Origin of the sequence: Salinibacterium sp., assembly GCF_031364185.1 — a bacterium.
In the GTDB taxonomy this organism is placed as follows: domain Bacteria; phylum Actinomycetota; class Actinomycetes; order Actinomycetales; family Microbacteriaceae; genus Rhodoglobus.
The window spans coordinates 1-3029 of the sequence record NZ_JANLVV010000215.1 but is presented as its reverse complement, the minus strand read 5'-3'; the positions used below and the strand labels follow the sequence as shown (position 1 = coordinate 3029).

The window sequence follows — 3029 nt, the reverse complement described above, 5'->3', positions numbered from 1 at the left end:
CCCGCGACTCCGACGCCCAATCCTGCTCCTACGCCGACGCCGACGCCGACGCCGACGCCGACTGCTCCTGCCGTCGCCGTCGGGGTTGTGTCGCCGCCGGCCGGGGCGACTGACGTTGCACCGACCGTCTCCATCACGGCGGCCGTCAGCGGAGCGGATGCCGCAACTGCGACGATCACGGTGACGTCCCTCGCCGGACCGGTCGCAGGCACAAGCACCTATTCCGCGAGTTCCGGCACTGTCACCTTCACCCCCACCGTGCCGCTCGAGTGGTCGAAGGGCTACACCGCGGCGGTGACCTCAGGGTCTACGCCGATCGGATCGCCCTGGTCGTTCACGACGACCACAGTGCCGGTCACGGTGACCGCCCAATCGATCTTTGCTGCCGGCGCGCTGCCGGCGAATGTGAACTGGAACGACCCGACCTCAGTTCAGGTGGGAACTCGGTTCTCGACGTCGGTCGCTGGCAGGGTGACGACGATCCGGTTCTATAAAGGCCCGACGAATACCGGTGCGCATACCGGCTACCTGTGGTCGGCGACGGGCACTCAGCTTGCGACGGTCTCATTCTCGGGCGAGTCGGCGAGTGGGTGGCAGCAGGCCACCCTGAGTGCGCCAGTAACGCTTGAGCCCGGTCTCGAGTATCGAGTCGGGCTGCTCAGTACGACCGGGATGTACGCGGTCGACCTGAACGGCCTGGCGACCGCGACCACGAGCGGCTCGCTGAGCACGCCGGCGAACGGCGGTGCCTACGTCTACGGAAGCGACTTTCTGAGCACTACGTCTGCCCACAACTATTGGGTCGATCTGGTGTTCGTACCAACGGCGTGACCACACATTGCGGGCCATCGCCGATGCCCGCAGAACAGATTGGGGGAGAGAGATGAACCGTCCGCTACGTGTCGCAGTGATCGGGGCCGGATACTGGGGCCCGAACCTCGCGAGGAATTTCCGCGCCAGTCCCGAGTGGGACCTCGTGGCTCTCTGCGACCTCGACCGCGGGCGTGCGCAGAAGCTTGCCGACACGCTGGGAGGCATCCCCGTGGTGACCGACCTCGATGAGCTGCTCGCTGATCCTGATCTTGACGCCGTCGCCATCGCGACCCCCGCGCGCACCCATCATCCCCTTGCCCTCAGCGCGCTCCGGGCAGGCAAGCATGTCGTCGTCGAGAAGCCGCTGGCCGACAGTCGAGAGCGCGGGCTTGAGATGGTGCGAGAAGCAGATGAACGCGGTCTGGTCCTGATGGCCGACCACACCTACTGCTACACGCCCGCCGTGATGAAGATCCGAGAACTGATCGAGGATGGCCAGCTCGGCGACATCCTGTTCATCGACTCCGTGCGCATCAATCTCGGGCTCATCCAGCCCGATGTCGACGTCTTCTGGGACCTGGCCCCGCACGATCTTTCGATCATGGATTTCATCCTGCCGGGCGGTCTGCATGCCACCACCGCGGCGGCCCAGGGTGCCGACCCGCTCGGGGCGGGCAAGTCGTGCGTCGGCTACCTCAGCCTTCCGCTTGACGGCGGTGCGATCGCGCACGTGCACGTCAATTGGCTCAGCCCGACCAAGATCCGCCAGATGGTCGTCGGTGGCACCAGGCGCACGCTGGTGTGGGATGACCTCAACCCGCAGCAGCGCCTCAGCGTGTACGACCGGGGCGTCGACCTCACCCAGGTCTCCTCGGCCGCGGCAGACCGCGCTGCCGCCGCCGTGTCATATCGGCTGGGTGACACCTGGTCTCCGGCGCTGCCCGAGCGCGAGGCACTGAATGCGATGGCAACCGAGTTCGCCGACAGCATCCGCCGGGCGCGTGCACCGCGCACCGACGGTCACGCGGCACTTCGGGTGCTCTCCGTGCTCGAGGCCGCCACACGCAGCCTTGCCCTCTCGGGCGCCCCGAGCCCGATTGAATCCAGTCCCATTCCCCTTCCCCTGGAGCTCGCATCATGACTGAAATATCCGGGTCATCCGTATTCGTTACCGGTGGCGCCGGCACGATCGGATCCCACATCGTCGACCAGCTGCTCGATGCCGGTGCGGCTCACATCGACGTGCTCGACAACCTTGTGCGCGGCCGACACGCCAACCTGGAGGAGGCGCTGGGCCGCGGCAGGGTAACCCTGCATGAGGGTGACATCCGCGACAGAAGCCTGGTACGCAAGCTCACCGTCGGCAAAGACCTCGTGTTTCATGAGGCGGCGATCCGAATTACGCAGTGCGCCGAAGACCCTCGCCTGGCGCTCGAGGTGCTGGTGGATGGCACCTTTAACGTCGTGGAGGCCGCGGCCGAGCTCGGCGTGAGCAAGCTGATCTCCGCCTCCAGCGCCTCCGTCTACGGTCTGGCCGAGGAGTTCCCGACGACCGAGCGCCATCACCATCACAACAACGACACCTTCTATGGCGCAGCAAAGTCATTCAACGAGGGCATGATCCGCAGTTTCCGCGCGATGGAGGGCCTCGACTTCGTCATCCTGCGTTACTTCAATGCGTACGGACCCCGCATGGACGTGCACGGACTGTACACCGAGGTGCTCGTGCGCTGGATGGAGCGTATCGCCGACGGCACGCCACCGCTGATCTTCGGTGATGGCCTGCAGACGATGGACTTCGTCGCCACCCAGGACATCGCCCGCGCCAACATCCTGGCGGCCCAGAGTGACATCGTGGACGGTGTCTACAACGTGGCGAGCGGCCATGAGTCGACCCTGCTGGACCTGGCGCGGACGCTGCTGCGCGCCATGGACTCCCACCTCAGTGTCGAGCACGGTCCCGAGCGCGCTGTCAACGGCGTCACCCGCCGCCTCGCCGACATCACGGCAGCGCGGCACGATCTCGGTTTCACCGCCGAGATCTCGTTGGAAGACGGCCTCCGCTCGCTCGTCGAGTGGTGGAGCCCGCTGCGCGACGAGATATCCGCCGGAAAGTCGGAGGCTCTCGCATGAGCAGGGTCAACGTCATGAAACCGTGGTTCGGCACCGAGGAGGCCGACGCGGTCGCCGAGGTGATCGCCTCCGGGTGGGTCGCG

The 3029-nt window shown here is 66.2% G+C and carries 3 protein-coding genes; all 3 read left to right on the top strand.

Annotated elements, in window-relative coordinates:
* Window positions 1-831: DUF4082 domain-containing protein (locus tag RMN95_RS09505; protein WP_309616681.1), on the top strand; the 831-nt coding region annotated here is incomplete at its 5' end.
* 52 nt (window positions 832-883) lie between these two features.
* The gene (locus tag RMN95_RS09500; protein ID WP_309616680.1) at window positions 884-1954 is read left to right on the top strand and encodes a Gfo/Idh/MocA family oxidoreductase; all 1071 of its coding nucleotides are present in this window, start codon (window positions 884-886) and stop codon (window positions 1952-1954) included.
* Entirely contained in the window at window positions 1951-2946 is a 996-nt protein-coding gene (locus RMN95_RS09495) for an NAD-dependent epimerase/dehydratase family protein (protein WP_309616679.1), read from the top strand. The genes RMN95_RS09500 and RMN95_RS09495 overlap by 4 nt, the downstream gene beginning before the upstream one ends.
* The last annotated feature ends 83 nt before the right edge of the window (window positions 2947-3029 follow it).